Genomic DNA, 22,026 nt, shown 5'->3' with positions numbered 1-22,026 from the left:
GTTCACTCCTCGCCGCCGCCCATCCGCGCCAGCGTCTCGGTGCCGTAATTCTCACCGATCGACATCGCGCAGATGCGCGAGATGTGCGTGTAGGGCAGGCCGGTCTCCGCGGCCCATTCGTTGAACTGTGCCTGCACTTTGGCGAGGTCGCGCTTGGAGGTGACTGTCTCCGCCACGTCGAGGCCGGCATCGCGCAGGCAGGCGACCATGTCCTTCGAGGTGACAAAACCGTCCCAGCCGAGGAAGCGCAACAACATCTGGCCGGTATTGCCCCCGAGCCGGCTGCCGCGCCTGGCCAGCAATTCGAGCAATCCGATCTCGTCGGACGACGGCCATTTGGCCAACAGCTTGCCGAAACTGCCGTGCTCTCTGGCGATTTCCCTGACGAAGGCGGCATTGGCGCGTACCGACATGATCTTGGCGCCGTTGCGGACGATGCGGGTGTCCTTGATCAGTTCGTCCCAGAATTCGTCCGGCTGCAGCGACAGCCGGGCGGGATCGAATTTGAGAAACGCCTTCTCGAATCCATCCCATTTCGCCTCGATCACGCTCCAGGCGAAACCGGCCGAAAACGCCCGCCGGGTCATCTCCGCCAGCACGCGATCGTCGCGCAGTTTTGCGAGCGCCTTCGGGTCGGGCTTCGGTGGCAGCAGTTTTGTCAGCGCCTTCGCTCCGCCCTTGCGCTTCTCGGCCCGGGCCCGGATGGTCTTGAACGGGACGGTCATGCACAAATCCTGTGGGACAAAACTTGCGACCAGCATAGCTTCGTCGTGGACGAAAAGCCATCCGGCGCTGTCTTGTGAACGGTCATCCAATGAATCGTGAAATGCCCCCGCCGCGTCTGTGTCCAAAATTGATGTCGTTCGACGTCTTCGGCACGCTGATCAGCGTTCGCGACAGTTCCTACGGTGCCTTCGAACGCATCCTGGCAGACGTCGGTGCGCTGCATCTCGACGTCAAAGCGTTCTGGGAGCATTGGGAGGAGCGGAACATCGCCCATTACTGGGAGCCGTACCGGTCGTATCGCGCGATCTGCGAACTCTCGCTGGCCGAGACCTTCGACCATTTCGGGATTGCCGGCGACAGCCGGCTGATCGATCGTTACTTCGAGGCTTTTTCGCGATTCTTCCTGTACGATGATGTCGTCCGCACGCTGGATCATCTCGCCCGTGACCACCGGCTGGCGGTGGTGTCCAATATCGACGACGATCTGCTGGCGCTGACGCCCTTGCGGCGAGATTTCGACCTGGTATGCACGGCGCAGCGCGCCAGCGGCTACAAGCCCGACGGCACGCTGTTTCGTTACCTGATCGAACATGCGGGTTGCGCCAAGGATGAGATCCTTCATTCCGGGCAATCGCAGTTCACCGATCTTGTCGGCGGCAAGCCGCTGGCACTGACGATCGCCTGGATCAACCGCCGGGGGGTCAGCCTCGACGCATCCGTTCCGCGCCCGGATTTTGTCTTTCCGGACGTTCACTCGCTGATCGGCCTTGTCGAGGGTTAGGGCCGTCATGTGTTGTTGCGGTGGTGCGCTCCCCTCCTCCCACGCGCTCTTCGCGCGTGGCGGGGAGGGGTCGGGGGTGGGGGGTGGTGCAGCAAATTCGCGCACTCGTTCTGCACTGAATTTGCTGCACCACCCCCCACCCCCAACCCCTCCCCACCACTTCGCTGCGCGAAGCGGGGGGAGGGGAGAAAGAAGAATCGTCGCGGTGGGACCGGTGATCACGCTTGGGATGTCTCTGCTCGCTACCGGTCAAATGGCCGGTGCTAACCCGGCCGTCCGGCCGATAGTCTCGTCCCGATGAAAAGCTCAGTTTCGTGCCTATCTTGAAACGATAGGAGTTATCAGTGACCGATCAACCAGACCCTTTAGTCCAATTCTCGAATGCACTCGCCGCGCGCGCGGAAGCCGCGAAAGGCTCAGTCGTCGCGATACGCCTCAAGCACGGCCGGCATCTCACGGGCTGGCTGTGGCGATCCGATATCGTGGTCGCCTCCGAGCAATCGCTGCCGCGCGGCGATGAGTTCGAACTCGTCGCGCCCGGTGGCTCGGTCGTGACCGCAAAGCTCGCCGGTCGCGACCCCTCGACCAACATCGCGATCCTGAGGCTGGCGGCGCCACTGGCCGCGCCGTCGATCGTGGCGGGAGACGCGAAGACCGGCGCGATCGCGCTGGCCATCGGGGCGGACGGCGAGGGTGACGTCAGCGCGCGGCTCGGGCTCGTCAATCTCGCCGGTCCCGAATGGCATTCGAGCCGCGGCGGCCTGATCGACCGGCGCATCGCGCTCGACCTCGGACTTGCGCGGCGCGAGGAGGGCGGACCGGTGTTTGACGCAGCCGGCGGCGCTCTTGGCATGTCGACCTTCGGGCCGCGCGGCCGGGTCATTGTCATACCCACGGCGACCATCGAACGCGTCGTGCCGCAGCTCGAAAGGGACGGCCAGATCGCGCGCGGCTGGCTCGGTGTCGCGCTGCAGCCGGTCGCCGTGCCCGACGCGCTGCGCGAGGCCGCCGGCCAGTCCTCCGGGCTGATGGTGATGTCGGCCGCCGAAGGCGGACCGGCGGCGCAGGCGGGGATCGTCGCCGGCGACATCCTGCTCAGCGTCGACGGCACTTCGACGCATCGGTTGCGAAAGATCGCCAGGCTGTTCGGTGCCGAGAGCATCGGGCGCAAGGCGGAGGTTCGCCTGATCCGGAGCGGCGCCGTCATGACCGTGGAGACCACGATCGCGGAGCGGCGCGCGGCATGAGCGAGGTCGCGGCCAGCCTTTCACCAGCGACGCGGCTGCGGGTTGCCGTTCACGCGGCCGATCCGCGGCGCCGCCATGCGTTGAGCCGGGTGATCGCCGAGGCCGGGCATCTCGTCGTAGGCCTCGAGGACGGAGCCGACCTGGTGCTGGCGGACGGCGGCGCACCTTCAGGCGAAACCCGGCCCGTTGTCGCGCTCGGCGGCGCCGATGACGATGTAGCGGCCGTGCTGTCGCGACAGGCGGATGCAGGCCAGATCGATGTGGCGATTCGCGCGGTCGCCGCCGGCCTGATCGTGCGCTGGCCCGGCGCGGGCGAAGCAGGTTTTGCCGCGCTGCGCGAAACCGACGGTCACGCTCTGCTGACGCCGCGCGAGCTCGATGTGCTGGCGGCGCTGGCCGAGGGCATGACCAACAAGGCGATCGCGCGCCGGCTGAACATCTCGCTGCACACGGTGAAATTCCACGTCGAGTCCCTGTTCCGCAAGCTCGGCGCGCGGACCCGGACGGAAGCCGTCGCAAAAGCCGGTGAACGCCGCCGCCGCGAGACGATCGATCTATGACCTGTCGGTATCAGCCCGCCTTGCGCCTGACATGGCTATGCAATTGCGAGGACAGCAGGCGCCGCCACTCGTTGAACTCGGCGCCGGCGATATCGCGCGGCCGCGGCAGGTCGATGACATATTCATTGTCGATGCGGCCGGGCCCCGGCGACATCACCACGACGCGGTCGGCGAGGAAGATCGCCTCGTCGATGGCGTGGGTGACGAACAGCACGGTGAGGCCGGTGCGCGACCAGATCTCGACCAATTCGTCCTGCAGCCGCTCGCGCGTCATCGCGTCCAGCGCGCCGAACGGTTCGTCCATCAGCACGATCTCGGCATCGTTGGCGAGCACGCGGGCAATGGCGACGCGCTGCTTCATGCCGCCGGAAAGCTGGTGCGGATAGACGTCGGCGAAACGCGGCAGGCCGACGAGGTCGATGAAATGATCGACGGTTTCGCGTGTCTCGGCCTTGCTGCGTCCCCGCGATTTCGGTCCGAAGCCGATATTGTCGCGGACGTTGAGCCAGGGGAACAGCCCGTAATCCTGAAACACCATGCCGCGGCTCGGGCCCGGCCCGGAGATCGGCACGCCCCACATCAAATTGTCGCCGTGGGTCGCCGCCTCGAACCCTGCCGCCAGCCGCAGCAGCGTGGATTTGCCGCAACCGGACGCGCCGATCAGGCAGATGAATTCGCCCTTCTTCACGCGGAGATTGGCGCCGCGCAGCGCCTCGATCGAGCGGCCGTTCTGCGCATAGATCTTGCCGATATTCCTCATTTCCAGGATCGGAATGGTTGCTTCAGCCATGCGATGGACTCCAGGCCAGAAGCCGCCGCCCGATCAGCATCACGAGCTGGTCGGACAGAAAGCCGATGGTGCCGATGACGATCATCCCGGAGATCACGATCTCGGTGCGCGACAGCTGGCGCGCTTCCATGATGATGGCCCCAAGGCCGGTCTGTACGCCGGTCATTTCGCCGACCACGATCACGACCCAGGCGAAGCCGAGACCGAGCCGCATGCCGGTGAAGATCGAGGGCAGCGACGCCGGCAGCACGACCCGGAAAAACTGCGCCGAGCCGCTGCAGCCGAGCATCGAGGCCGCCTCGAACAATCGCGGCTCGACCGAGCGCACCCCGAACACGGTGTTGACCAGGATGGGATAGAACGCGCCGAGAAACACCAGGAAGAACGCCGAGCGCGGTCCGAGCCCGAAGATGATCATCGCCAGCGGCAGCCACGCGGTGACCGGCACGGGCCTGAGAATTTGAAGTGTCGGGTCGACGATTTGGCGGACCAGCGGCACGCGCCCGATCAGCGTGCCGAGCGGCAGCGCAACCGCGAGCGCCAGCGCGAAGCCGCCATAGACGCGGCTCATGGAGGCCAGGAGATGAATGTGCAGGGTCTTGCTGTAGGCATCGTCATTGATGCCGCCAAAGGCGAGGTCGCGCAGCTCGAGCCAGACGTCGTAGGGCGGCGGGATCAGGCTCGCCGGTCGCCCCACCGTGGCGAAATGCCAGATCGCCAGCAATGCGGCGGGAAACGTCACCGCCAGCAGCAACGGCCGCAGCCGGGGCCGCCAGGCCTTCGCCCATGATGTCTTGCCCGCGGAGGCGGTCTCGTCGCCAGTGTCGGTCGCGAGCGTGGTCACGGTCAGGTCGGTTTCACCGCATCGACGAAGCTGGTGTCGATGAAGGTTGCGAAATCGGGCAGGCGCTTGATCTGCTTCAGCGCCAGCATGTGGTCGGCATAGATTTTGGATTGCTCGATCTCCTTGGGGCCGAGCCGCCACGTCAGCTCGACATTGGGGACCGACGCCTCGATCGCTTCCTTCTTCTGTCCGAGCTTCTGGGAAGCCATCGCGACCATGGCGTCCTTGTTGGACGAGGCATAGTCGGTGGCCCGCCGGTGAATGCCGATCATGGTCCGGACCAGGTCCGGCTTTTCGGCGATCACGTCGCGGTGGGTGCCGAACACCATGTTGAGCGATCCCATCGCCGTCGAATAGGGATATTCGACCAGCGTGCCGACGCCGCTCGACAGCGACACGCCGGGTCCGGGTTCGGCGCCGACATAGGCGTCGATGTCGCCGCGCGACAGCGCGATATGCATCTCGCTGAAGGAAACACGCACGGGCTCGACGTCCTTGATCGTCATGCCTTCCATCCGCAGCCGCTCCAGGAAGAAGACTTCCTGCGTGGTGCCCGGAAACACGGCAACCCGCTTGCCCCTGAGGTCCTTGATCGTGGCGATGCCGGAATCCTTCCTGGCGATGATGGCCATGCCGCGATTGCAGGTCGTGGCGATCACCACGACCGGTTCGCCGGCTGCGGCGCCGAGCACGGCGGCGGCGATTCCGAAAGTGCCGAAATCGACCGACCTGGTCACTACCGCGTTCTTGCACTCGGTCGGCGTTTCGAACGGCAGCACCTCGATCTTGTAGCCCGCCGGCACAAACTGATCGTAGAAATAGGGCGCGATGGAATGGATCAGTTTCAGCGTACCGGCGCGGATGATGACCGGCTCGGTTTCGGCACGCACGATCGCAGGGCTTGCGATAAGCCCGGCTCCGAGGCCGGCCACGAATTCACGACGTCGGATCATGGATGTCATCGAACGCATCTCCTGTTTGTTCCGGAAGATGCAACAAACATGCCGATTCAAGGGGTTTGGGAGGCAGGACCGCCTTCACCGTTGCGTGTTGCGGATGTCGCCGCCATGACCCATCGCGTGCCGTCTCGCAGATTGGCATCGCCGCACCGGAAATCAGAGTCGCAAATCCGAATCGAACAGCAGCTTGCGGCCGGTGGACGGAATCCAGATTTCCTGGAAATAGGCCACCTCGTCTTCCGCCGTATGGGCGGTTGCCTCGAGCAGGAGTTGCGGACGCCAACCGAGGTCCTTTTTCGGCGACGCATCGGTCCGGGCGATGGTTTGCACCAGCCGCGAGATCGGCATTCCCAATTCGCGCAGCAGGATGGCCTTGAAATTCGCGGTCTCGACGTTCTTGCGGCCGAGCTTGAGGATCTGCCGCGCGATCGCCGTGGGCGTGAAGAACCGGCTGAAAACGTCGAACTCGTCACCGATGGAGATGATGCGGTCGATCCGCGTCACCTTGACGCCGGCCCCGAACAAGTCGGTCCAGCGTTTCTCCGCGCGCACCTGATGATGGCCGATCAGGCGAGGATAGACCGGAAGCACCGATCCGTCGTCGCCGAGAAAGCGGCAATGCCAGGGTTCGGCCATTTGCCGTTGCAGCGGCGCGATGAAGCTGCCGCGGCCGCGCGAACGAACCACCACGCCGTCCTGCACGAGTTGACCGTAGGCTTTCTGAATCGTTCCGAGGCTGTAGGGTAGCAGTTTGGAAAGCTCGGCCTCGGTCGGCAGACGCATGCCGGGCGTCCACTCTCCGCTGGTAATGGCACCGAGGATCGCATCGCGCAGAATCTGGTATTTCGGGCCGGGACCCGAGCGGGCCGCCGCTACGCGTGCCTGAATGGTTTCCATCATCTCAGTCTACTGGCTCCCCCGGGTGCCGCCTCACTTCAACTCGAGATGGGTGATCGCGACAATCCTGGCATATTTCGCCGCCTCGGCGCGAATGAAGTCGTGAAATTCGGCCGGCGTGTCGCCGACCGGGACCGCCGCCTGGCTTTCCAGGATCTTCTGGACCTGCGGATCCCGCAGCGCCTCGACAGAGGCCTTCTGCAACCGGTCGATGATCTCCTGCGGCGTCCCCGCGCGCGCCAGCAGTCCGAACCAGTTGGTGAAATCGAAATCCTCAAAGCCCTTGATCTCGGCCAGCGCGGGAACGTCGGGGAACAGCGGCGAGCGTTGCTTGCTGGTGACGGCGATTGCCTTCAAGGCATGCGACTGCAGGAACGACACCACCGGCGGCATGCCGGAAATGGTCAGCTTGACCTGTCCGGAAACGGCGTCGGTGACCGCGGGAGCGGCGCCCCGATACGCCACATGCACGAATTTGCCGTGCGCGATGGCGTTGAAGTATTCGCCGGCAAGGTGGTGCGAACTGCCGATCCCCGGCGACGAGAAATCGACCTGTTGGGTCTGCGCCAGCTTGATGAGTTCTTCCGGGGTCGAGGCTGGAAAGCTCGGATGCGCCGCCAGCACCAGCGGCGTCCACGCCAGCAAGGTGATCGGCGCCAGATCGTTGAGCGGGTCGTACGTCATGTTCTTGAAGAGATTCTGATTGAGCGCGACCTCGGCGGGCGAGGCCACCAGCAGCACATAGCCGTCCGGGTTCGACTTGGCGACATCGGCCGCGCCGATCATTCCGCTGGCGCCGGATTTGTTCTCGACCACGAACGACTGGCCGAAGATCTCGCCGAGCTTGCGCCCCAGCACGCGCGCGACGATGTCGGTGCCGCCGCCGGCAGCATAGGGCACGATCAGATGGACCGGGCGCTGTGGCCATTGCTGCGCCAAAGCGGACGCGCAACCGAACCAGAGCAGGAAGCAGAACGACAGCGCCCGCAGCATGGCATTTCCCCAGGTCCGTGAATTTCTTCTCCGCCGTTGGTGCGTCGGCGACGCTCGGGATATACCCGGGTTCGCTTGCGTACTACAGAGTATTATACTATGTAGTAATGCTTGGATAGCCTGATCGGGAGGAACCCGGTGGAACCGAAGAATCTGCTGATTCTGATGTCCGATCAACACACGCGCGCGCTGATGGGCTGTTACGGGCATCCGATCGTGCAGATGCCGAACCTCGACGCCCTGGCGCAGCGCGGCACCCGCTTTACCGATTGCTGGACCCCCTCGCCGGTCTGCGTCCCGGCGCGGGCCTCGTTTGCCACCGGCAAGTACATTCACAGAATCGGATTCTGGGACAACGCCGATCCCTATGACGGCTCGATTCCCAGCTGGCATCACCGCCTGCGCGAGGCCGGCCATCACGTGGTCTCGGTCGGCAAGCTGCATTTCCGCTCCGACGACGATGACAGCGGGTTCTCCGAATCGATCGTTCCGATGCAGGTCATCGACGGCAAGGGCGATCTGATGGGCCTCATTCGCGACGACCTGCCGGTGCGCGGCGCGGCCTACAAGATGGCGCGCATGGCGGGTCCCGGCGAGTCGATGTACACCCAATATGACCGGGACATCGCGGCGCGCGCGCAGATCTGGTTGCGCCAGGAGGCGCCCAAATACCGCGACAAGCCGTGGGTCCTGTTCGTCTCGTTCGTGGCGCCGCATTATCCGCTGACCGCGCCTCCGGAGCATTACTTCCGCTATTTCGACGACCCGAAACTTCCGATGCCGCAATTCTATGAGCGCGACCAGCGGCCGACCCATCCGTTCGTCCGCGACTATGCGGCGTCGTTCAATTTCGACGATTATTTCAAGACCCCGGAGGATATCCGGCGCGCGGTCGCCGGCTATTACGGCCTGTGCAGCTTCATGGATGAGCAGTGCGGCAAGGTGCTCAATGCGCTCGCCGGTGCCGGGCTGACCGGCGATACCCGCATCATCTACACCAGCGACCATGGCGATGCGCTCGGCAAGCGCGGGCTGTGGGGCAAATCCACGCTTTACGAGGAGACCTGCGGCGTGCCGCTGATCGTCGCAGGCCACGGCATTCCGGCGCAGCGCGTGGTCGATACGCCGGCCAGCCTGGTTGACGTCTATCCCTTCATCATCGACTGCGTCGGCGAGGGCGGAGTTGGCATGATCGACGCCGATCACCCCGGGGTTTCGCTGGCACGGCTGGCGAACGGCGAGAGACCGGGCCGCACCATCCTGAGCGAATATCACGGCATGGGATCGACCACCGGCGCGTTCGCGATTCGGTTTGAGAATTTCAAATACGTCCACTATGCGAAGTATCGCCCGCAGCTGTTCGATCTGGCGGCCGATCCCGACGAGGCGAACGACCTCGCCGACGACCCGAAGTTCGCCGAAACGCTGGCGCGCTGCGAAACCAGACTGCGCTCGATGCTTTCTCCGGAGAATGTGGACGCGCGGGCTAAGCAACGTCAGGCGGAGCAATTGCAACGACATGGCGGGCGCGAAGCGATCATCGCGCGCGGTGACCTCGGCTTCTCGCCGCCGCCGGGCGTTCGCGCGGAGTTCCACTGACCTGAATCCATAAAGGGTGATGCCGATGTCGGTGCTTGGCAGACTGCTTGCAACGCTGGTGACGAAGGTGACCGCCTTGGTCGACCGATACAGCACGTCCTACGGCTATCGCGCCGAACGGCATTACATGCGCGGGCCGGGGCCGGCGTGCGAGAGAAAGAAGTCCGGTTCGGCATGACGGGCCAGCCGCGCCCTGCCGGTCGCGCGAATGTGCCCGCATCAAGATGGGCGACGATCTTGCACTGTCGGGCAATAAGCCCTTTATAACCGGACAGCCACCAACGCAGGTCGCAGCGCCATGACCGTCCACGAACGCAATATCTCCGCCTCGATCGACCCGGTAAAACTCGACCGCCTCGCCGAGGTCGCCATCAAGGTCGGGTTGAACCTGCAGGCCGGACAGGACCTGCTATTGACGGCGCCGAGCGCGGCGCTGCCGCTGGTGCGGAAGATCGCCGAGCATGCCTACAAGGCCGGCGCGGGGCTGGTGACGCCGTTCTTCTCCGACGAGGCGGTGACGCTGGCGCGTTACCGGTTCGGCCACGACGAGAGTTTCGATCGCGCCGCGGGCTGGCTCTATGAGGGGATGGCGAAGGCGTTCGCCGCCAACACCGCGCGGCTTGCCATCGTCGGCGACAATCCGATGCTGCTTGCGGGCGAGGATCCCGCAAAGGTCTCGCGCGCCAGCAAGGCCAATTCAATCGCCTATCAGCCGGCGCTGGAACGGATTGTCGGTTTCGACATCAACTGGAATATCATTGCCTATCCGAGCGCGGCCTGGGCGAAGCAGGTATTTCCGGATGACGAAGAAGATGTCGCGGTGGCGAAACTGGCGGACGCGATTTTCGCGGCCTCGCGCGTCGATAACGACAACCCGATCGAGGCGTGGAACAAGCACAACGCCACGCTGCGCAGCCGCACCGAATGGCTGAACGGCCAGCGCTTCAGCGCATTGAAATATTCCGGCCCCGGCACGGACCTGACCATCGGGCTCGCCGATGGCCACGAATGGGAGGGCGGCGCCTCGACGGCGAAGAACGGCGTCATCTGCAACGCCAACATCCCGACCGAGGAAGTCTTCACCACCCCGCACGCGCGGCGGGTGAACGGGCATGTCGTCTCCACAAAACCGCTGTCCTACCAGGGCTCGCTGATCGACGGCATTTCGGTGAAGTTCGAGGAGGGTCGCATCGTCGAGGCCAAGGCCGCGCGCGGCGAGGAAGTGCTGAACAAGGTGCTCGATACCGACGAGGGCGCGCGCCGGCTCGGCGAGGTGGCGCTGGTGCCGCATTCCTCGCCGATCTCCAAAAGCGGGCTATTGTTCTTCAACACCCTGTTCGACGAAAACGCCGCCTGCCACATCGCGCTCGGCCAGTGCTATTCGAAATGTTTTATAAATGGCGACAAGCTGACGCCGGAGCAGATTGCCGCGCAAGGCGGCAACAAAAGCTTCATCCATATCGACTGGATGATCGGCTCAGGCAAGCTCGACATCGACGGCGTTCATGCCGATGGCAGGAGCGTGCCGGTGTTCCGCAAAGGCGAGTGGGCCTGAACGGCCGACAGAGGGATAACGTTCCAAATGCTGGAAAAATTCGAGCGCTATCCGCTCACCTTCGGGCCTACGCCGATCGAGAAGCTTTCGCGCCTCGGCGCCCATCTCGGGGGCAAGGTCGAGATTTACGCCAAGCGCGAGGACTGCAATTCGGGGCTCGCCTTCGGCGGCAACAAGCTGCGCAAGCTCGAATACATCATCCCCGACGCGATCGCCTCCAATGCCGACACGCTGGTCTCGATCGGCGGCGTGCAGTCGAACCACACCCGCATGGTCGCCGCGGTCGCCGCCAAGATCGGCATGAAATGCCGGCTGATCCAGGAAAGCTGGGTGCCGCATGAGGACGCGGTCTATGATCGCGTCGGCAATATCCTGCTGAGCCGGATCATGGGCGCCGATATCGAAATGGTCGACGAAGAATTCGATATCGGCATCCGCCAGAGCTGGGAAGCGGCGATCGCCGACGTCAAGGCCAAGGGCGGCAAGCCCTACGCGATCCCGGCCGGCGCCTCCGTGCACAAATATGGCGGCCTCGGCTATGTCGGCTTCGCCGAGGAGGTGCGTGCGCAGGAAAAGGCGCTCGGCTTTGCCTTCGACTATGTCATCGTCTGCACCGTCACCGGTTCCACCCATGCCGGCATGCTGGTCGGATTCGCCAAAGACGGCCGCGAGCGCAAGGTGATCGGCATCGACGCGTCCTTCACGCCGGCGCAAACCAAAGCGCAGGTGCTGTCGATCGCGCAGAACACGGCAAAGCTCGTCGAACTCGGCCGCGAGATCGTCGCCGACGATGTGGTCCTGATCGAGGATTATGCCCACCCGGCCTACGGGATTCCGTCGAACGAGACCAAGGAGGCGATCCGCCTGTGCGCGCGGCTCGAAGGCATGATCACCGATCCCGTCTATGAGGGCAAATCCATGCAGGGCATGATCGACCTCGTGCAGAAGGGTTTTTTCCCGGCGGGATCGAAGATCCTCTACGCCCATCTCGGCGGCGCGCCGGCGATCAACGGCTACGCCTATACGTTCCGTAACGGCTGAAGCGGGTCCGCGGCTTTACGCTTGCCAACCCCGGCGTTCACAGCCTCCCGCCGTCCACCACATAGTGCTGGCTGGTGATGGCGCCGGCTTCCTCCGAGGCCAAAAACACCACCACCTTGGCGATATCGTCGGGATAGAGCTTGCGCTTGAGGCATTGCGCCTTCATCAGGTCGGCTTCGCCTTGCGGCGTCAGCCATTTCTCGACCTGCCGCTCGGTCATGATCCAGCCGGGAGCAATCGCGTTGACGCGGATATTGTATTGCCCGTAATCGCGAGCGAGCGAGCGCGTCAGCCCGAGGATGGCGGATTTCGCCGCGGTGTAGACCACCATTCCGCCCTGGCCGACCATCCAGGAGACCGAGCCGAAATTGACGATGGCGCCGCCTCCCGCGGCCTGCATATCCGGCAGCACGGCCTGCGTGGCAAAGAACTGGTGCTTCAGATTGACCGCGATGCGGTCGTCCCAATATTCCGGCGTGACGCTTTCAGTCGCGTGCCGGTCATCGTGCGCCGCATTGTTGATCAGGACGCGGATCGGGCCGATGCTGGCGCGGACGCGGTCGATCGCGTCGCGCAGCTCGTCGATTTTCGTCAAGTCGCAATATTCGTAGTGGACCGAAAGGCCCTTTGAGGCGAGTTCGCCGGCCAATTTCGCGGCAGGCTCGCGGGCGATGTCGAGAAGGCCGACCTTTGCCTTCTGGGTTGCGAAGGCGCGCACGATCGATGCGCCAATTCCCGACGCGCCGCCCGTGACCAGCACGGCCTTGCCTTCGAGATCCGGATAGATAGCAGCCATGGGATGATTCTCGGTTGAGGGACCGTCACAATGACATCTTCGCCGATTTTCGCCTACTGCTCCCTCGCCAGCAGCCGCAGGCTGCTCATCACGCATCCGACCGCGGCGAAGGCGGCACCGAGCACCAGCGAGATGGTGGCGCCGTCCCGCCCGGCGAGACCGAAGCAGAGCGCGGCCAGCGCCGCGCCGGTGGTCTGCCCGACCAGGCGCGCGGTTGCCACGATGCCGCTCGCCCCGCCGCTGCGGCCGGCCGGCGCGCTCGACATCAGGGCTTTCATATTCGGCGCCTGGAAGAAGCCGAACCCACATCCGCACAGCGCCATGCGCCAGATGATGTCGGCGATATACGGGTTCGCCGGAAGCATCGCCAGCAGCGCCATTCCGACGCCGAGCAACGCAAGGCCGATACTGCTGAGGATGCCGGCGGGATAGCGGTCCGACAGCCGTCCGGCGATCGGCGCCATGATCGCCACCACCAGCGGCCAGGGCGTGATGAGAAATCCGGTCTCGACCTGCGAGCGGCCAAGGATGTCCTCGAAATAAAATGGCAGCGCGACGAAGGAAAGGCCCTGGACCCCGAACGAGCAGATCGCGGTTGCCGTCGACAGCGCGAACAGCGGCCGGCGAAACAGGTCCATCGGCAATACCGGCGCCGGGTGATCCGCCTGTCTCCGGATCAGAATCCAGCCCAGCAGCACCGCGGCGACAAGCTCGATCACGACAAGGGCGGTCCGTTCGTGATGGGCTGCGCCGCCGACCCCCAGCATGAACAGGCCGAGACAGCCCGCGGCCAGCAGTGCGGCGGGAAAATCGAACGCATGGGTCGCTTTCGGCGTTGTCGGCAGCGTCCTTGCGCCGATCGCCATCGCCGCCAGACCAAAGGGAATGTTGACGGCAAACAGCCACGGCCATGGCCCCACCGCGAGAATGCCGGAGGCAATGGTCGGGCCGAGCGTGAAGGCGGTCGCCACCACCATCGCGTTGTATCCGATACCGCGACCGAGCAGCCGGCCCGGATAGACATATCGAAGCAGCGCCGTATTCACGCTCATGATGCCGCTGGCGCCGAGCCCCTGCAGCGCGCGCGCCGCGAGCAGGCTGGGCAACGACCAGGCACAGGCGCAGGCCAGCGACGCCAGCGTGAACAGCAACAATCCGCCGAGGTAAATCCGGCGGTGACCGACGATTTCGCCGAGCGCCGCCAGCGGCAGCAGCGTCGCCACCACGGCGATCTGATAGACGTTCACCACCCAGATAGCGTCGGCCGGGCCGGCACGCAGATCGGCCGCGATCGCCGGCAGCGCGATGTTGGCGATCGCGGTATCGAGCGAAGCCATGGTGAGCGCGGTGAAGATCGCGGCCACGGCCCATTTCCGGCGTTCCGCCGGCAGGCCATCGGTCGCGGCCGGCCGGTTCGCCGAAATGATCTCCGTCGACATTCGAGAGCGCCTTTCGAGCGAGATGTAGTTCGAATTCGTACCCGCCGACAGGCTGCCGCCTGCATGCCGCATATGCTCCGGCCGGCCGCTGCGATCACGGGCCGCGTTGAGACCTCAGCCGGCGGGCGCCTTCACTCCAGCCCAAAGGGATCGTCGACCGAATGGGCCGGCTGGGTGAACCAGCGGGCGCCGGTCTCGGTGATCACCATGTGATCCTCGAGGCGCACGCCGAATTCGCCGTAGATGCAGATCGTCGGCTCGTTGGAGAACGTCATGCCGGGCCGCAGCACGGTCTTGTCGCCCTTCACGAGATAGGGCCATTCGTGCACGTCCAGGCCGATGCCGTGGCCGGTGCGATGCGGCAGGCCGGGCGTGGCATAGCCGGGGCCGAAGCCTGCGCCATTGATGACGCCGCGGGCGGCGATGTCGATGTCCTCGCAGCGGTTGCCCGGCTTGGCGGCGGCAAAACCCGCGGCCTGCGCCTCCTTCTCCAGGTTCCAGACGTCGCGCTGGCGCTTGGTCGGTTCGCCGAACACGTAGGAGCGGGTGATGTCGGAGAGATAGCCGTCGACCGGCGCGCCGGTGTCGATCAGGATCATGTCGCCGTCCCTCAGCGTTTGCGGATAGGGCACGCCGTGCGGATAGGCCGTCGCCTCGCCGAACAGCACCGCGTTGAACGGCGGATCGCCTTCCGAGCCGAGCTTGCGGTGGGCTGCCGTGATGAAAGCCTGCACCTCGGTCGTGGTGATGCCTTCGCGCATGATGCGCGCGGCGGCCTTGTGGGCTTGCAGCGTGATGTTCTTGGCGGTCTGCATCAGCGCCAGTTCCTGCTCCGACTTGATCATGCGGCAGCCCGCGGTCACGTCGATGGAATTGACGAACGTGTAGGCGTTGCCGGCGCGGCGCAGTCCGTCGAAGGTGAAGAACGGGGTCGCCTCGTCGACCGCAATCGTGCCGCTGGGATAGCCGAGCGCGCGCACGGTCTCGGTGACGGTGGCGGTCGGATCCTCGTCCTCCTCCCACACGGCGATCCTGTCGCCGAACGACAGCATGGTCTTGAGCTTCTCGACCTCGAAGGCCGGCGAGACGTAGACGATCTCGCCTTTGGCCGGCAGCACCGCGCTGTGCATGCGTTCGGTGCGGCGGAATTTCAAGCCGGTGAAATAGGTCATGCTGGAGGAGACATCGAGATAGAGCGCGTCGATGCCCTTCTCGCGCATGATTGCCTGCGCACGGGCGATGCGCTTGAGGCGCTCGTCGACGCCGATCGGCGGCACGTCGCCGCGCATGTTCTTCAAGGCGGCGAGTTCCGCCTCCGCCGTCGAGCCGCCGACACCCACCGTCATCTACAAACCTCTTTCGATTGTCATCGCCGGAACCGGCGCTGGATCAGGATATTGGCCGTTGCCGTCAGCCCGAGCGTCGCGGTCATCAGGATGAACGCAGCCGACGCGCCGAACGGCCAGTTGTTGAGCTGAAACTGTCCGTAGACCAAGGGCCCCATCATCTTGAATTTGGGACCGCCGAGCAGGACGGGGGTCGCATAGGCGTTCATGCCGAGGATAAAAGTAAGAATGGTGCCGGCGAGGATGCCCGGCAGCGCCAGCGGCAGCAGCACGCGGCGGAACATCGTCATCGGCGGGGCGCCGAGGCTGAAGGCGGCCTCCTCGACATTGCGGTTGATGCCCTCGATCACGCTCTGCAAGGTCAGCACCATGTAGGGCAAATTGACGGCAATGATGCCGGCAACGACCGCGCCCTCGGTGAACATGATTTCCAGCGGCTCGTGGATCACGCCGGCTTGCATCAGGGTCACGTTGAGGAAGCCCTTGGAGCCGAAAATCACCATCCAGCCGGCGGCGCGAACGGCGTTGCCGACGAACAGCGGCAGCACCACCAGCATGATCAGCAGGTTCTTGAACCGCGTCTGGGTGCGCGCCAGCACATAAGCGAGCGGCAGCGCCATGACGAGGCAGACGACGGTGCAAAGCGCCGCCACCCGCAACGTCGTCCACAATACACCTGTGTAATAGGGATCGGCGAAGAATTTTACGTAATTGTCGAGCGAGAACGTCTCGATCATCATGCGCCGCGGGTCGAAGCGATTGAAACTGTAGCGCAGCAGGATCGCCAGCGGCACCAGGAGGCCCGCGGCCACGAACACCGTCGCCGGCCCGACCATCATCGAGGCCGAGAGCAATGACGTGCGCGTCTCGTCGGACTGGAACTGCGCAGGAGCGGCCGCGGCCATCGGCTGTAGACGCCGCTTTAGCTCTTCAGCTCCTTGTCCCACCATTCCTTGAAGTCGACGTCGTTCTTGTTCATGTAGTCGTAGTCGAGATCGACGAGCTTCTTGATCTCCTCGGGCGTGAAGCCGATGCGCTTGTTGAGATCGGGGGCGATCACCGCGTTGGTGACGGTCGGATTGTAGCCCATGTCGACGGCAAAGGCCTCCTGCGCGCTCTTCTCCAGCATGGCGTCGAGATAGGCGTAGCCGCCGTCCTTGTCGGGCGCATTCTTCGGAATCACGAAGCCGGAAATGTAGGCGAGCGTGCCTTCAGTAGGCGCAATGGCGGTAACCGGAATGCCCGCATTCTGCCACTGCACGACGCGCGCCTTCCACATCACGCCGATGCCGAATTCCTCCGCCTTCAGGCCCTGCGCGAACGCCTCGTTGGTCGGATAGATGCGCATGCCGGCTTTCTTGCATTCCAGCAGCAATTTCTTGCCGGGCTCGAGATCGCCGACCTTGCCGCCGGCGGCGAGCGCCGCGCAGACCATCGTGTATTGATACTGGATGTCGATGATGCCGAGCTTGTTGCCGTGTTTGGGATCGAACACGTCCTTGTAGCTCACGGGCGCCGTCGGGATCAGTTTTGGATTGAAGACGCCGACCTTGCCGGAATAGATATGGCCGACGCCATAGGGATATTTCATGGACGGCAGCAGGTTTGGGGCGTTCTTCAGCTTGCCGTAGTCGATCGCAAGCACGGTGCCGGCGTCGTGCATCTGGGCCATGTTGAGCGCGGAAAGTCCCTGCACATCCGACGTACCGCGCGGCAGCCGCGCTTCGGCGAGCATTTTTGAGCGCCGCTCGGGATCGCCGGCCTGATCCTGCACCACCTCCCAGCCGTCCTTGATCAGGATCGGCACCTCGATGTTCTTGTTGAGCAGGCGCGCGTAGTCGCCGCCCCAGGTGCCGACGACGATGCGGCCCTTGCCTTCCGCCGATGCCTTGCGCGGCAGGTTAGCTGCGCCGGCAAGCGCTGCCGCGCCGAGCAGGATTTTGCGACGGGATACCGATTGGGTCATGTTGATGCCTCCGAGGCGCCGGTTGGTTGGCTCTGATGTTACGATTGAAATACGCGGCCTGTCGACCTGCTCCAGCCGATAAGGACCTGTTCGCCGATCACCGGCAGCGGCTGTTCCGGCCGGTTCTGGATCTGCACGATGACGCGCTCCTTGGGCGACAGCCGCACGTGCAGGTCGACTTGCGATCCGAGATAGGAGATGAATTCGACGGCTCCCGGAAAACGGTTGTCCGCCGCCGGCGCCGCTTCCGCCATAAGCGCCAGGCGTTCCGGGCGCAGCGCCAGCGAGGCCGTGCCGCTGCCGCTCGCCTCGCAGGCGATGACGAGGCCGCCGGCGGAGACGAAGCGGCCGGGGCCGTCCATCCGGCCGTCGATGAAGCTAGAGCGGCCGACGAAATCCGCGACGAATCTTTCCGCAGGCCGTTCGTAGAGATCCTGCTGCGACCCGATCTGGCGGATGCGGCCCTCGCTCATGACGACGAGGCGATCGGCCATGGTCAGGGCTTCCTCCTGGTCGTGGGTGACCATCACGGTGGTCAATCCGAGTTTTCGTTGCAATTCGCGGATTTCGACCCTCACATCGCCGCGCAGTTTGGCGTCGAGGTTGGACAAGGGTTCATCGAGCAAGAGCACGTCGGGCCGGAATACCAGCGCGCGCGCCAGCGCCACCCGCTGCTGCTGGCCGCCGGAGAGTTGCCGCGGCAGCCGGTCGGCCAGATGATCGAGCCGCACCAGCCGCAGCGCCTCGGTGATTTTCGGCGCCATCTCCGCCTTCGGCATCTTGCGCATCTCGAGGCCGAAGGCGATGTTTTCGGCAACCGTCATGTGCGGGAACAGCGCATAGCTCTGGAACACCAGGCCGGCATTGCGCAGCCAGGGCGGCAGCGTGGTGACGTCGCGTTCGCCGAGCCGCACGGTCCCTGCGGTCGGCTCGACGAAGCCGGCGACGATGCGCAGCGTCGTCGTCTTGCCGCAGCCGGAGGGGCCGAGCAAGACGAGAAACTCGCCATCGGCGATGTCGAGCGAAACATCGTCGACGGCCCTGAACTCGCCGTAGCTCTTAGTGACGCCGGTCAATTGCAGGCGCGCCATCGTCAGACCACGCGGCCGATGTTGACGAAGCGGTCGGTCAACAGCATCGCCGCGCCGATGAACAGGATCTGCAGCACCGATACCGCGGCAATCGTCGGATCGATCTTCCATTCGAGATATTGCAGGATCGCGATCGGCAGCGTGGTGCGGCCGGGACCGACCAGAAAGAGGCTCATCTCGAGGTTACCGAAGGAAGCGATGAAGCCGAACAGCGACGCCGCCACGATCCCCGGCAGGATCGCGGGCAAGGTGACGCGCCGGAACGTGGTCAGGGTGTCGGCGCCGAGGCTTTGGGCGGCTTCCTCGGTGGAGCGGTCCATGCCGACCAGGCTCGCGGTGATCAGCCGCACGGTCCAGGGGATCGTGATCAGCACGTGACCGGCGATCAGGCCGCCGAGCGATCCCAGGATCTCCCAGCCGGTGGCGATCTCGGCTTCGACATGGAACACATAGAGCGCGATGCCGAGCACGATGCCAGGCACGATCAGCGGCAGCAGCAGCAAATTGTTCACCGCCTCGCGCCCCTTGAAGCGCCCGCGCACCAGGCAAACCGCGGCGGGAACGCCGATGGCCAGCCCGATCGAGGTCGCGACCACGGCGACTTCCAGGCTGAGCAGAAATCCCGAGACGAACCTGTCGTTGCCGGGAACGGCGCGGAACCATTTCAGCGAATAGCCTTCCGGGGGAAACGAGGGAATTTCCTGCGCGAAGAAGGCGAGCCAGATCACGAACACCATCGGCAGCAGGATATAGGCCAGCGACACGCCGGCCGCGGCCCGCAGCGCCACGCGGCCGACTTTGCGCGATGAAGTCCACCCCTGTGCGACGGTCAAAATTGTCTCTTCTCACCAACGCCTGCGATCAATTCAGCCGGTTCTTGTGCAAGGCTCCGGCCTTCATGATGAGGGAGAGATGTTTGCCTTGATCGCCCAGCAGCGCAAGATCTTTCAGCGGATCGCCGTCGATGAGGATGGCATCCGCAAAGGCGCCCGGCTGCAAGGTGCCGAGCTTGCCCGGCAGGCGCAGCACCTCGGCGCCTACAGTGGTTGCCGAGCGGATGATCTCGATCGGCGAGACCACTTCCTGGCGGATGACGAATTCCTTCGACTGGTCCCAGTGCAATTCGCCGAGCAGATCGCTGCCATAGGCGACGGGAACGCCGTGGCGCATGCAGATTTCCAGTGATTTCAGTCCGCCCTGCAACACGATTTCATTCTTGGCGAGGCTTTCGCCGATCATGCCGAATTTGGCGGCGCGGTCCTTCATCGCGTAGTAGGTCACGAGATTGGCGACGAGGTACATGCCCTTTGCGGCCATCAGTTTGGCCGATGCGTCGTCGATCAGGTTGCCGTGTTCGATGGTGCGAACGCCGAGCCGGGCGGCACGGGTGATGGATTCGGCGGTGTAGGCATGGGCGCAAACGTAGCGGCCGAAGGCCGTGGCCTCTTCCACCGCAGCACTGACTTCGCCATCGGAGAACTGCATGCTGTCGAGCGGATCGTAGGGCGAGGCGACGCCGCCCGACATCATGATCTTCACATGGTCGGCGCCCTGGCGCATCTGCTCGCGCGCGGTTTTTCGAACTTCATCGGGGCCATCGGCAATCGCCGATTTGAACTGTAGGCCGTTGCAGCAGACGCATTCGCCGCCCTTGTTGGTGCGTCGGCGCGAATCGGAATGCCCGCCGGTCGGGCCGATCGACTGTCCCGCGATATAGAGCCGGGGCCCTGTGATATGCCCGGTTTCAATGGCGGTCTTGATGCCCCAATCGGCGCCGCCGGTGTCGCGCACGGTGGTAAAGCCGCGGTCGAGCATGGCGCGCAACCGCGTCGCCGCGCGCGCGGTCACCAGCGTCAGCGGCAGCATCTCCATGAAGCGGACATTGACCTCGCTGTGGATGGCATGGACGTGGCTGTCGATCAGCCCCGGCATCAAGGTGCGCCTGCCGCAGTCGATGATATCAGCCTCAGTCGCCTTGATCGGCGTCGCGCTGAGCTCCTTGACCGTGTCGCCCTCGATCAGCAGTTCATATCCACCGCGGAGCTCGCCGAACGACGGTTCGAGCAATTCAAAATTCCGGAACAGGAGTTGTTGCGACATCAGTGCAGCCGGTTCTTGTGAAGGCGCCCGCCCTTCATGATCATGGAGAGGTGTTTTCCCTGGCCCTGAAGCAAGGTCAGGTCCTTCAGCGGGTTGCCGTCGACGACGAGCAGGTCGGCAAGAGCGTCCGGCCTGATGCAGCCGAGCTTGCCCTCCATGCGCACGACCTGCGCGCCGATCGTGGTGGCGGAGCGGATGATCTCGATCGGCGACAGCACGCGCGCGCGCAACGTGAATTCTTCCGACTGCGCCACCTGCAACTGGCCGAGCAGGTCGGTGCCGTAGGCGACGGGAACGCCATGGCGCTTGCAGATTTCCAGCGATTTCAGGGCGCCGTCGATGACGAGGTCGTTTTTCGCCAGCATGTCCGAATTCATGCCGTATTCCGCCGCGTGCTTCTTCATCTCGAAATAGGTGACGAGGTTGGCGACCAGCAGCATGCCCTTATCGGCCATCAGCTTGGCAGAGGCATCGTCAATGAGATTGCCGTGTTCGATGGTGCGCACGCCGGCGTTCGCCGCGCGCGTGATCGCTTCGGGCGTATAGGCGTGCGCGCAGACATAGCGGCCGAAGGCGCGCGCCTCCTCCACGGCCGCCTCCACCTCGCCGACCGAGAATTGCAGGCTGTCGAGCGGATCGTAGGGCGAGGCGACGCCGCCGGACATCATGATCTTGACCTGGTCGCAGCCCTGGCGCATTTCCTCGCGCACCGCGCGGTGGACTTCGATGGCGCCGTCGGCGATGCCCATCGCGAACGACAGCGCGTTGCAGCAATGGCAGCGCATGCCGAAATCGGTGCGGCGGCGGCCGTCGCTATGGCCGCCGGTCGGGCCGATCGCGCGCCCGGCGATGAACAGCCGCGGCCCCGGCAGCAGCCATTTGTCGGTCGCCTCCTTCAGGCCCCAGTCGGCGCCGCCGGTGTCGCGCACGCTGGTAAAGCCGCGATCGAGCATGGCGCGCATCAGTTCGGCGGCGCGCGCGCTCATCAGGGTCAGCGGCACGCTTTCGAGGTTGCGGAGCACGACCTCGGACAGCACCACATGCACGTGACTGTCGATCAGGCCCGGCATCAGCGTGCGCCCGCCGCAATCGACGACGTTGGCTTTCGCGAGCTTGATCGGCTTGGCCGAGACTTCCTTGATGCTGTCGCCTTCGACGACCAGTTCATGGCCGCCGCGCAATTCCCCGGCGTCGGGATCGAGCATTTCGAAATTCTTGAAGTGATAGACGTCCATGCCCGATCCGATCCCCGCGCGCTGATTGAATGTCCTATGCTGATTTGGCGGCGTCAATGGG

21 protein-coding genes are annotated in these 22,026 nt (G+C 64.5%); 6 read left to right on the top strand and 15 right to left on the bottom strand.

What is annotated here, in order from left to right; genetic code table 11:
- Nucleotides 1–2 precede the first annotated feature (2 nt).
- On the bottom strand, nt 3–725 hold the full coding sequence (locus VK804_RS15140) for a DNA-3-methyladenine glycosylase I (RefSeq protein ID WP_325371632.1): 723 nt from the start codon (nt 723–725) through the stop codon (nt 3–5).
- Nucleotides 726–826: 101 nt separating this feature from the next.
- On the opposite strand from VK804_RS15140, the gene VK804_RS15135 reads away from it, so the two are divergent.
- The 3 genes from VK804_RS15135 to VK804_RS33010 all read left to right on the top strand — a co-directional run bounded on the left by VK804_RS15135 (nt 827) and on the right by VK804_RS33010 (nt 3,314).
- Nucleotides 827–1,507, top strand: coding sequence for an HAD hydrolase-like protein (locus VK804_RS15135; RefSeq protein WP_325371631.1), 681 nt, complete (start codon nt 827–829; stop codon nt 1,505–1,507).
- Nucleotides 1,508–1,851: 344 nt separating this feature from the next.
- The gene (locus VK804_RS15130; RefSeq protein ID WP_325371630.1) at nt 1,852–2,754 is read left to right on the top strand and encodes a S1C family serine protease; all 903 of its coding nucleotides are present in this window, start codon (nt 1,852–1,854) and stop codon (nt 2,752–2,754) included.
- Entirely contained in the window at nt 2,751–3,314 is a 564-nt protein-coding gene (locus VK804_RS33010) for a response regulator transcription factor (protein WP_414642787.1), read from the top strand. Before VK804_RS15130 ends, VK804_RS33010 begins: the two co-directional genes overlap by 4 nt.
- 10 nt (nt 3,315–3,324) lie before the next feature.
- On the opposite strand, the gene VK804_RS15120 is transcribed toward VK804_RS33010, so the two are convergent.
- The 5 genes from VK804_RS15120 to VK804_RS15100 all read right to left on the bottom strand — a co-directional run bounded on the left by VK804_RS15120 (nt 3,325) and on the right by VK804_RS15100 (nt 7,797).
- Entirely contained in the window at nt 3,325–4,104 is a 780-nt protein-coding gene (locus tag VK804_RS15120; protein WP_325371629.1) for an ABC transporter ATP-binding protein, read from the bottom strand.
- Nucleotides 4,097–4,867, bottom strand: coding sequence for an ABC transporter permease (locus VK804_RS15115; RefSeq protein ID WP_325371669.1), 771 nt, complete (start codon nt 4,865–4,867; stop codon nt 4,097–4,099). Before VK804_RS15115 ends, VK804_RS15120 begins: the two co-directional genes overlap by 8 nt.
- A gap of 83 nt (nt 4,868–4,950) precedes the next feature.
- Nucleotides 4,951–5,901: an NrtA/SsuA/CpmA family ABC transporter substrate-binding protein gene (locus tag VK804_RS15110; protein WP_325371668.1), complete on the bottom strand. Its 951-nt coding sequence runs from the start codon at nt 5,899–5,901 to the stop codon at nt 4,951–4,953.
- Between the two features lie 162 nt (nt 5,902–6,063).
- On the bottom strand, nt 6,064–6,807 hold the full coding sequence (locus VK804_RS15105; protein WP_325371628.1) for a GntR family transcriptional regulator: 744 nt from the start codon (nt 6,805–6,807) through the stop codon (nt 6,064–6,066).
- 30 nt (nt 6,808–6,837) lie between these two features.
- Nucleotides 6,838–7,797 carry a tripartite tricarboxylate transporter substrate binding protein gene (locus tag VK804_RS15100; RefSeq protein WP_325371627.1) on the bottom strand — a complete coding sequence of 320 codons (960 nt, stop codon included), beginning with the start codon at nt 7,795–7,797 and terminating at the stop codon, nt 6,838–6,840.
- 138 nt (nt 7,798–7,935) lie between these two features.
- Between VK804_RS15100 and VK804_RS15095 the strand changes: the two genes are divergently transcribed.
- The 3 genes from VK804_RS15095 to VK804_RS15085 all read left to right on the top strand — a co-directional run bounded on the left by VK804_RS15095 (nt 7,936) and on the right by VK804_RS15085 (nt 11,992).
- Nucleotides 7,936–9,396, top strand: coding sequence for a sulfatase-like hydrolase/transferase (locus VK804_RS15095; RefSeq protein ID WP_325371626.1), 1,461 nt, complete (start codon nt 7,936–7,938; stop codon nt 9,394–9,396).
- A gap of 298 nt (nt 9,397–9,694) precedes the next feature.
- Nucleotides 9,695–10,951, top strand: coding sequence for an aminopeptidase (locus VK804_RS15090; RefSeq protein WP_325371625.1), 1,257 nt, complete (start codon nt 9,695–9,697; stop codon nt 10,949–10,951).
- Between the two features lie 27 nt (nt 10,952–10,978).
- Nucleotides 10,979–11,992, top strand: coding sequence for a 1-aminocyclopropane-1-carboxylate deaminase (locus VK804_RS15085; RefSeq protein ID WP_325371624.1), 1,014 nt, complete (start codon nt 10,979–10,981; stop codon nt 11,990–11,992).
- Nucleotides 11,993–12,029: 37 nt separating this feature from the next.
- Here VK804_RS15085 and VK804_RS15080 read toward each other — a convergent pair whose 3' ends face one another.
- The 9 genes from VK804_RS15080 to VK804_RS15040 form a co-directional block, all read right to left on the bottom strand.
- Nucleotides 12,030–12,788 (bottom strand): SDR family oxidoreductase, encoded by a 759-nt coding sequence (locus VK804_RS15080; protein WP_325371623.1) that lies wholly within the window; start codon nt 12,786–12,788, stop codon nt 12,030–12,032.
- Nucleotides 12,789–12,841: 53 nt separating this feature from the next.
- Nucleotides 12,842–14,227, bottom strand: a complete 1,386-nt coding sequence (locus tag VK804_RS15075) for an MFS transporter (RefSeq protein WP_325371622.1) — start codon at nt 14,225–14,227, stop codon at nt 12,842–12,844.
- 131 nt (nt 14,228–14,358) lie between these two features.
- Nucleotides 14,359–15,573: a Xaa-Pro peptidase family protein gene (locus tag VK804_RS15070; protein WP_325371621.1), complete on the bottom strand. Its 1,215-nt coding sequence runs from the start codon at nt 15,571–15,573 to the stop codon at nt 14,359–14,361.
- A gap of 20 nt (nt 15,574–15,593) precedes the next feature.
- Entirely contained in the window at nt 15,594–16,478 is an 885-nt protein-coding gene (locus tag VK804_RS15065; RefSeq protein WP_325371620.1) for an ABC transporter permease, read from the bottom strand.
- 17 nt (nt 16,479–16,495) lie between these two features.
- Entirely contained in the window at nt 16,496–17,539 is a 1,044-nt protein-coding gene (locus VK804_RS15060) for an ABC transporter substrate-binding protein (protein WP_325371619.1), read from the bottom strand.
- Nucleotides 17,540–17,577: 38 nt separating this feature from the next.
- Nucleotides 17,578–18,630, bottom strand: a complete 1,053-nt coding sequence (locus VK804_RS15055) for an ABC transporter ATP-binding protein (protein ID WP_325371618.1) — start codon at nt 18,628–18,630, stop codon at nt 17,578–17,580.
- A 2-nt stretch (nt 18,631–18,632) separates the two neighbouring features.
- Nucleotides 18,633–19,463, bottom strand: a complete 831-nt coding sequence (locus VK804_RS15050) for an ABC transporter permease (RefSeq protein WP_325371617.1) — start codon at nt 19,461–19,463, stop codon at nt 18,633–18,635.
- 28 nt (nt 19,464–19,491) lie between these two features.
- Nucleotides 19,492–20,730, bottom strand: a complete 1,239-nt coding sequence (locus VK804_RS15045) for an amidohydrolase family protein (protein WP_325371616.1) — start codon at nt 20,728–20,730, stop codon at nt 19,492–19,494.
- Entirely contained in the window at nt 20,730–21,965 is a 1,236-nt protein-coding gene (locus VK804_RS15040) for an amidohydrolase family protein (protein ID WP_325371615.1), read from the bottom strand. Before VK804_RS15040 ends, VK804_RS15045 begins: the two co-directional genes overlap by 1 nt.
- Nucleotides 21,966–22,026: the final 61 nt, after the last annotated feature.

Source organism: Bradyrhizobium sp. (assembly GCF_035484855.1).
GTDB lineage: Bacteria > Pseudomonadota > Alphaproteobacteria > Rhizobiales > Xanthobacteraceae > Bradyrhizobium.
This window is presented reverse-complemented; position numbering and strand designations above follow the sequence as displayed.